Raw genomic sequence first — 8,040 nt, forward strand, 5'->3', positions numbered from 1 at the left:
GCGGGGTGGTGCGCGGTGGGTGGGAGCGCGGAATCAGTCGGCGGCGAGTCCGAGCACGTCCAGCAGCCAGGCGAGCTCGAACGACCGCTGGTGCCACGAGTTGTAGCGTCCGGAGACCCCGCCGTGGCCGGCGACCATCTCGCACTTGAGTAGCGCGTCCGCGCCCACCTCGCGCAGACGCGCGACCCACTTCGCGGGCTCGACGTAGTACACGCGGGTGTCGTTGAGCGAGGTGGTCGCCAGGATGCGGGGGTACGTGACGCCCGCGCGGACGTTCTCGTACGGCGTGTACGACTTCATGTACGCGTACACCTCGGCGTCGTGCAGCGGGTCGCCCCACTCGTCCCACTCGATGACGGTCAGCGGCAGCGACGGGTCGAGGATCGTGGTCAGCGCGTCGACGAACGGCACGTCGGCGAGGATGCCGGCGAACAGCTCGGGGGCGAGGTTCGCGACGGCGCCCATCAGCAGCCCGCCGGCCGATCCGCCCTCGGCGACGAGCCGGTCGGGGCTCGTGACGCCGGTGTCGACGAGGTGCCGGGCGACGTCGACGAAGTCCGTGAACGTGTTGCGCTTGTGCTGCAGCTTGCCGTCCTCGTACCACTGGCGGCCGAGCTCGCCGCCCCCGCGCACGTGCGCCACCGCGAACACGACGCCGCGGTCGAGCATCGACAGGCGCGCGACGGAGAAGCCCGGCTCGATCGAGTGCTCGTACGAGCCGTAGCCGTACAGATGCACGGGTCGCGGCCCGTCGCCGGGGTCGCCGAACGAGCGCTTCCAGACGAGCGAGACGGGTACCCGGGTGCCGTCGGATGCCGTGACCCACTCCCGCCGCTGTGCGTACTCCTGCGGCTCGTACCCGCCGAGCACCGGCTGTCGCTTGCGCAGCAGCAGCTCGCCGGAGGCCACCACGTAGTCGTAGACGGTCCCGGGGGTCACGAACGAGCCGAACCCGAGCCGCACCATCGGGGGAGCCCACTCCGGGTTGCCCGCGGCGCCGGCCGTGTACAGCTCCTCCGGGAAGTCGAGCTCGTCCACGGCGCCGGTGCGGTAGTCGAGGATCCCCATGCGCGACAGACCGTCGCGGCGGTACGACACCACCGCCCAGTCCCGGAACGCCGAGACGTCCAGCAGACGGCGTCCCGGCGTGTGGGGGAGCACGACCTCCCGCGCGCCGAGAGGGTCGGATGCCGCGACCCGCACGAGCTCGAAGTCGAGTGCATCCTCGTTGTGCACGATGTAGAGCACGTCCTCGCCGTCGACGACGGCGTGGGTGCTCGAGTACTCGACGCCCTCGCGGCGCGGCCAGATCGAGCGCGGCTCGGCCCCGGCGCCGAGCTCGGCGGCCTCCAGGAGGTACTCCTCCGTCGTGATGGACGATCCCACCTCGATCACGAGGTACTTCTCGCTGCGGGTGAATCCCGCCCCCACCCAGTAGCGCTCGTCCGGCTCGTGGAACAGGCGGACGTCGGCGGCTGCGTCGGTGCCGACCTCGTGCAGCCAGACGGTGTCGGGGCGCCAGGCGTCGTCGACCGTCGTGTACACCACGTACCGGCCGTCGGGGGAGAAGGAGGCGCCCGCGGACGTGTTCTCGACGACGTCGCCGAGCGTCTCGCCGGTGGCGAGGTCGCGGATGCGCAGCGTGTACCGCTCGTCGCCGGCGACATCCACGCCGTACAGCAGACGCGTGCCGTCGGTGCTCACGTCGAAGCTGCCGAGGGAGAAGAACTCGTGGCCGTCGGCTTCGACGTTGCCGTCCAGGAGCACCGTCTCGCCGGGGACGTCGACGCCGGGGGTGAGCACCGGCGGCGTCCAGTCGTCGGGACCGGACAGCGGCGCGCGGCAGTGGATGCCGTACTGCTTGCCCTCGACGGTGCGTCCGTAGTACCACCACGCGCCCTGACGGGTCGGCACGGAGAGGTCGGTCTCGAGCGTCCGGGCCTTGATCTCGTCGAAGATCCGCTGGCGCAGTCCCGCGAGGTGCGCGGTGCGCGCCTCGGTGTAGGCGTTCTCGGCCTCGAGGTGCGCGATGACCTCGGCGTCCTCCTTGGCGCGCAGCCATTCGAAGTCGTCGCGGACCTCGTCGCCGTGATGCCGGCGGATCGTGGGGCGTGCCGGGGCGATCGGGGCGGACGGCGGCGTGGAGGCGAGGTCTCGGGTCACCGCTCCACGCTAATCGACGACCGGCGTGTCGGGGGCGAAGCGGCGTTCGGCGCCGGCCCGCGGATGTGGGAGTATTTCTGTGGTCCGGTTGCCGGAGTATGAACCCACGGTGAACTCTTCGTTCGCACCGCCGATCCCATCGGCTCCCTTCCCACGAATCCCGACGAAAGCGAACTGTGGAAACCGCTGCACTCATCGTCGTGCTGGTGATCGCGCTGGCGCTGTTCTTCGACTTCACGAACGGCTTCCACGACACCGCGAACGCGATGGCCACCCCGATCGCGACCGGAGCGCTCAAGCCCAAGGTCGCCGTCCTCCTCGCCGCGAGCCTGAACCTCGTCGGTGCCTTCCTGTCCACGGAGGTCTCCAAGACGATCTCCCACGGGATCATCCGCGAGGACCAGATCGAGCCGCTGGCCTTCCTGCCGATCATCTTCGCCGGCCTCATCGGCGCCATCACCTGGAACATGCTCACGTGGCTGCTCGGGCTGCCCTCCAGTTCCTCGCACGCGCTGTTCGGCGGCCTCATCGGCGCGACCCTGGTCGGCGCGAGCGTCGCGGCCATCGACTTCGGCATGGTCTTGAGCAAGGTCGTGCTGCCGGCGCTGATCGCGCCGTTCACGGCGGGTGTGATCGCGTTCCTCGTCACGCGCCTCGCCTACGCGGTGACCCGTCGCTACGACAACAAGCCCGACGGACGCGACGGCTTCCGTTGGGGCCAGATCTTCACCTCGTCGCTCGTCGCCCTGGCGCACGGCACGAACGACGCCCAGAAGACGATGGGCGTCATCACCCTGGCGCTGATCATGGCGGGCTGGCAGAACTCCGCCCACGCCGATCCGCAGCTGTGGGTCATCCTCGCCTGCGCGTTCACGATCGCGCTCGGCACCTACATGGGCGGCTGGCGCATCATCCGCACCCTCGGCAAGGGCCTCACCGACGTCAAGCCCGCGCAGGGCTTCTCCGCCGAGACCTCCACGGCGGCGACGATCCTGGCCTCCAGCGCGCTCGGCTTCGCCCTGTCCACGACGCAGGTGGCGTCGGGATCGGTCATCGGCTCGGGGCTCGGCCGCCGCGGCTCCACGGTCCGCTGGCGCACCGTGGGCCGCATCGCCGTCGGCTGGGTGCTCACCCTGCCGGCCTCCGCCGCGGTGGGCGCCCTGGCCGCGCTGCTGGTGGTGTGGTTCGGGAACGTGGGCATCTTCATCGACGCCGTGATCGCGGTCGCGATCATCGTCGGCCTCTTCCTGCGCTCCCGCCGCAACCAGGTGGACTCCTCGAACGCCATGAGCGAGGTCGCCGACTCCGGCCTGGCCGTCAAGGTCAAGCGCAACCCGCCGCCCACCCGCCGCCAGCGCGCGATCCTGCGCGAAGAGCGTGCACGCGAGAAGGCGCAGCGGGCGAAGGACAAGGCCGACCGCGCGCACCGTCAGGGGAAGGACCCGCGCTGATGGGCATCACGATCGACTGGTTCGCCTTCGTCCAGGTCTTCGCCGCGGCGCTCGCCGGTGCGCTGCTCGTGGTCGGCTTCTACGCGGTCGGCCTGCGGCTGCTCGTGCGCGGCGGCCGCGCACCCGTCGTGGCGCCGGCGGAGTTCACGGACGCCATCACCGTCATCAGCGAGAAGGAGGCCAAGCGGGCCGCGAAGGCCGCCGCGAAGGCCGCGAAGAAGAGTCCCCTCACCGACGGGCAGAAGCGTGTGGCCCTCGTCGGCGCCTACCTGTGCTTCGCTTTGTGCGGCGTCGCCGTGCTCGCGGGCCTCGCACTGATCGTGGTGCGCTGAGCGGGCACCCGACGCGGCGTCGCGACCCCCGCCTAGGCTGAGGGCATGGCCACAGAGTCGATCCGCTTCGGCATCCATCCGCCCGCACGGCGCGTGATCGTGCACCTGAGCGACACGCATCTGCTGGCGGCAAACCGGCCGCTGGGCGGGCGCTACGACACGGCGGCGAACCTCACCGCCTCGCTGGCGGCGGTGGAGCGCACCGGCGTGCGACCCGACGCGATCGTCTTCACGGGCGATCTGACCGACCTCGGTGAGCCGGAGGCCTACGCGGCGCTTCGTGCCGCCGTCGAGCCCGTCGCCGCACGCCTGGGCGCGCCGATCGTGTGGGTCGCGGGAAACCACGACGAGCGCCCCGCGCTGCGGGCGGGGCTGCTCGACGGGACCGCGTCGGCCGAGCCGATCACCGGCGTGTGGGATCTGGGCGGGCTGCGGCTGATCGCCCTCGACTCGTCGGTGCCGGGTTGGCACCACGGCGATCTGGATGCCGCGCAGCTCGACTGGCTCCGCGGCATCCTCGCCGAGCCGGCACCGCTCGGAACGATCCTGGCGCTGCACCACCCGCCGCTTCCGAGTCACATCCCCTTCTTCGACATCCTCGAGCTGCGGCACCAGCACGAGCTCGCCGCCGTGCTCGCCGGCAGCGACGTGCGGGCGATCCTCGCCGGGCACCTCCACTACGCGACGTCCGGGACGTTCGCGGGCATCCCGGTGAGCGTCGCGTCGGCGACCTGCTACACGATGAACCTCCAGCGCCCGCCGCAGGAGGTCAACGGCATGGACGGCGGTCAGTCCTTCCATCTCGTCCACGTCTACGACGACACGATCACCCATGCGGTGGTGCCCGTGGGGGAGGGCGAGACGGCCGAGGTCTTCACACCGGAGTGGACGCGACGCATGGCGGCGCTGAGCGCCGAGGAGCGCCTGGAGGCGTTCTCACGCAAACGCTGATCGCGTCGTCGCCGACCCGCTTGACTGAGAGTGCACTCTAAGTTCTAGCGTGGGGGCATGACCCTCCTTCACGACGGCGTCTCGATCGCCACGGTCGCCGAGGCGACCGGTGTGTCCGCCCACACCTTGCGCTACTACGAGCGCGAGGGACTGATGCTGGCGCCGATCGACCGCGCCTCGTCGTCGCACCGGCGCTACACGGAGGCCGACATCGCGTGGGTCCGTTTCCTCACGCGACTGCGCATGACCGGAATGCCCATCGCCGGCATCCGGCGGTACACCGAGCTCGTGCGCGTGGGGGAGTCGACGGTGCCGCAGCGGCGCGAGCTCCTCGTCGAGCACCGCGAACGCGTCCGCGCACAGCTGGAGGAGATCACCGCCAGCCTGCGCGCCATCGACCACAAGATCGACATCTACGACAAGGAGATCGCACACTCATGAAGACCACCACTCTGGGAGCCTCGACCCCGATCCAGGTCAGCCGCATCGGCCTCGGCCTGATGGGGATCAGCGCCTTCTACACGGGGGCAGGTCAGGACGACGTCGACGGCGCGCGCACGATCCTCGGCGCCCTGGACCGCGGCGTCACCTTCCTCGACACGGCCGAGATGTACGGCCCCTACACCAACGAGGAGCTGCTCGGGCGCACGCTGGCCGAGGCCGGTCGCCGCGACGAGGCCGTCATCGCCACCAAGTTCGGCACCATCCGCCACACCGCCGGTGACGAGCGAGGACTCGACGGCACGCCCGAGAACATCCGGCTGTCCGTCGAGGGCTCCCTGCGCCGCCTGCGCACCGACCGGATCGACATCTACTACCAGCACCGGATGGATCCCTCGACGCCCATCGAGGACACCGTCGGCGCGCTCGCGGAGCTCGTCGCCGAGGGGAAGATCCGCGGCTACGGCCTGTCGGAGGCCTCCGTCGCGACGATCCGCCGGGCGCACGCCGTGCACCCGGTGACCGCCGTGCAGACCGAGTACTCGCTGTGGACGCGCGACCCCGAGAGCGAGCTGCTGCCCGCGCTGCGGGAGCTCGGAATCGGGTTCGTGCCGTACTCCCCGCTGGGCCGCGGCTTCCTGACCGGGACCATCCGGTCGCTGGACGTGCTCGACGACGACGATTTCCGCAAGAGCAATCCGCGCTTCGCCGACGGGGCCCTGGAGGCCAACCTCGCCATCGTCGAGGTCGTGGAGGGCGTCGCACGCGACGCCGGGGCCACGCCGGCGCAGGTGGCTCTGGCCTGGCTGCTGGCCCAGGGCGAGCACATCGCTCCGATCCCGGGTACGCGCAAGCTGACGCGGGTCGAGGAGAACATCGGCGCGGCCGAGCTGTCGCTCTCGGCGGCGCAGCTCGCGGCGCTGGACACGGTGGCCGCGCCGGTGGGCGAGCGCTACGCGGACATGTCCACGGTCAACCGCTGATCGGACGGCGCCCTCCGCACCGGTCGATGACCGTGGCGGAGGGCGCCGGCGTCTCCGGTGTACGTCGTGTACACCGGACGCGCCGCGTCGCCGCGGGTAGGCTCGACCACGACCACCCGAGGCGACGACCCAAAAGGACCTGCACTCATGGCACTGGACGCAACGACGCGCACCGAGACCGACTCCCTGGGATCGATGGAGATCCCCGCGGATGCCTACTGGGGCATCCACACCGCCCGCGCTCTGGAGAACTTCCCCATCTCCATGCGTCCCATCTCCGTCTACAAGGACCTCGTCACCGCCCTCGCGATGGTCAAGCAGGCCTCCGCCCGCGCGAACCTGGAGATCGGCGTGCTGGATGCCGAGCGGGCCGACCTCATCGATCGCGCGTCCCAGCGGGTCATCGACGGCGAGTTCCACGACCAGTTCGTCGTGGGCGTCGTCCAGGGCGGCGCCGGCACCTCCACCAACATGAACGCGAACGAGGTCATCACCAACATCGCGCTGGAGCTGGCCGGACGCCCGAAGGGCGACTACGCGTTCCTCTCGCCGATCGATCACACGAACCGCTCGCAGTCGACCAACGACGTGTACCCGACGGCCGTCAAGGTGGGCCTCAGCCTCGACCTCAAGACGCTGCTGGAGGAGCTCGACCTCCTGCGCCGCTCGTTCCTGGCGAAGGCCGTGGAGTTCCACGACATCCTGAAGATCGGTCGCACTCAGCTGCAGGACGCGGTCCCGATGACGCTCGGGCAGGAGTTCCACGGGTTCGCGACGACCCTCGGCTACGACCATCAGCGCCTCACCGAGAACGCCTATCTCCTGTTCGAGATCAACATGGGCGCCACCGCCATCGGCACGGGCATCACGACGCATCCCGGCTATGCGCCGGCGGTGCTGCGCCACCTGCGGGAGATCACCGGCCTCGACCTCGCGACCGCCGACGACCTCGTCGAGGCGACGAGCGACACCGGCTCGTTCATGTCCTTCTCCTCCACCCTCAAGCGCAACGCCATCAAGCTGTCGAAGATCGCCAACGACCTGCGGTTGCTCTCCAGTGGTCCTCAAGCGGGTCTCGGAGAGATCAACCTGCCCGCGCGTCAGGCGGGCTCCAGCATCATGCCCGGCAAGGTCAACCCCGTCATCCCGGAGGTCGTCAACCAGGTCGCGTTCTCTGTGGCGGGCGCCGACCTCACCGTGACGATGGCGGTGGAGGGCGGCCAGCTCCAGCTGAACGCGTTCGAGCCGATCATCGCGCACTCGATCTTCCAGTCGATCACCTGGATGCGCCGGGCCATGCGCAGCTTCCGGATCAACTGCGTCGACGGCATCACCGCGAACCGCGAGCGCCTCGGCGCCATGGTCGGCTCCTCGGTCGGCGTCGTGACGGCCCTCACGCCGTTCATCGGCTATGCCGCCTCGGCGGCCCTCGCCAAGACGGCGCTGCTCACGCACCGCAACGTCGGCGACCTCGTCGTCGAAGCCGGTCTCATGAGCCGTGACGACGTCGACAAGCAGCTGTCGCCCGCGCGGCTGTCGGGGTTGGAGGCGATCACCCAGGCGATCCCGATCGTCCAGCCGGCGGAGAACCTCGTCGAGAGCTGAGCGCAACCCTTTGCGGGCGGCCGTCAACGCCCGATAGCGTACGTCTCAATCCGGCACCCTGTACCGAATCACCGAGGAGAGACATGACCGACCCCACTCAGCCCCCCGTCAACC

The 8,040-nt window shown here is 70.2% G+C and carries 7 protein-coding genes; 6 read left to right on the plus strand and 1 reads right to left on the minus strand.

The window, feature by feature from the left end; genetic code table 11:
- Nucleotides 1-33: 33 nt before the first annotated feature.
- Entirely contained in the window at nucleotides 34-2,163 is a 2,130-nt protein-coding gene (locus tag AC1Q49_RS15630; RefSeq protein WP_101306596.1) for a S9 family peptidase, read from the minus strand.
- A gap of 176 nt (nucleotides 2,164-2,339) precedes the next feature.
- On the opposite strand from AC1Q49_RS15630, the gene AC1Q49_RS15635 reads away from it, so the two are divergent.
- The 6 genes from AC1Q49_RS15635 (at nucleotide 2,340) to AC1Q49_RS15660 (ending at nucleotide 7,926) form a co-directional block, all read left to right on the plus strand.
- The gene (locus AC1Q49_RS15635; RefSeq protein ID WP_060959443.1) at nucleotides 2,340-3,614 is read left to right on the plus strand and encodes an inorganic phosphate transporter; all 1,275 of its coding nucleotides are present in this window, start codon (nucleotides 2,340-2,342) and stop codon (nucleotides 3,612-3,614) included.
- A complete protein-coding gene (locus tag AC1Q49_RS15640; RefSeq protein WP_101306595.1) occupies nucleotides 3,614-3,946 on the plus strand; it encodes a peptidase in 333 nt (110 codons plus the stop codon). Before AC1Q49_RS15635 ends, AC1Q49_RS15640 begins: the two co-directional genes overlap by 1 nt.
- A 45-nt stretch (nucleotides 3,947-3,991) precedes the next feature.
- Entirely contained in the window at nucleotides 3,992-4,897 is a 906-nt protein-coding gene (locus AC1Q49_RS15645) for a phosphodiesterase (RefSeq protein WP_492493289.1), read from the plus strand.
- A 57-nt stretch (nucleotides 4,898-4,954) separates the two neighbouring features.
- Nucleotides 4,955-5,338, plus strand: coding sequence for a MerR family transcriptional regulator (locus tag AC1Q49_RS15650; protein ID WP_060959446.1), 384 nt, complete (start codon nucleotides 4,955-4,957; stop codon nucleotides 5,336-5,338).
- Nucleotides 5,335-6,321: an aldo/keto reductase gene (locus tag AC1Q49_RS15655; protein ID WP_492493292.1), complete on the plus strand. Its 987-nt coding sequence runs from the start codon at nucleotides 5,335-5,337 to the stop codon at nucleotides 6,319-6,321. The genes AC1Q49_RS15650 and AC1Q49_RS15655 overlap by 4 nt, the downstream gene beginning before the upstream one ends.
- A gap of 147 nt (nucleotides 6,322-6,468) precedes the next feature.
- On the plus strand, nucleotides 6,469-7,926 hold the full coding sequence (locus tag AC1Q49_RS15660) for an aspartate ammonia-lyase (RefSeq protein ID WP_060959448.1): 1,458 nt from the start codon (nucleotides 6,469-6,471) through the stop codon (nucleotides 7,924-7,926).
- Nucleotides 7,927-8,040 lie beyond the last annotated feature (114 nt).

It is taken from the genome of Microbacterium sp. MPR-TSA4 (genome assembly GCF_058792815.1).